Annotated in this window: 1 protein-coding gene; it reads right to left on the bottom strand. The window is 44.9% G+C overall.

Annotation, left to right across the window (positions count from 1 at the left end; genetic code table 11):
- Positions 1 to 234 (bottom strand): hypothetical protein (locus CP965_RS14055; RefSeq protein WP_206732311.1); only part of this gene is annotated, 234 nt, incomplete at both ends.

Genomic DNA, 234 nt, shown 5'->3' with positions numbered 1-234 from the left:
CATCTTCTGCAATTATATTATCGCCTACTTCTGCTGTTAAATCTGATACTTCTACTGTTGGTACAGAATTCGGCTCTGGTTCTGGTTCTGGCTCAGGTTCTGGCTCAGGTTCTGGTTCTGGTTCTGGTTCTGGTTCTGGTTCTGGTTCTGGTTCTGGTTCTGGCTCAGGTTCTGGTTCTGGTTCTGGCTCAGGTTCTGGTTCTGGCTCATTTGTTGATATTATAGTATCTGTAT

It is taken from the genome of Halarcobacter mediterraneus (assembly GCF_004116625.1).
In the GTDB taxonomy this organism is placed as follows: Bacteria; Campylobacterota; Campylobacteria; order Campylobacterales; family Arcobacteraceae; genus Halarcobacter; species Halarcobacter mediterraneus.
Note: the sequence above shows the minus strand (reverse complement) of the source record. Positions and strands in the feature narration are given on the sequence as shown.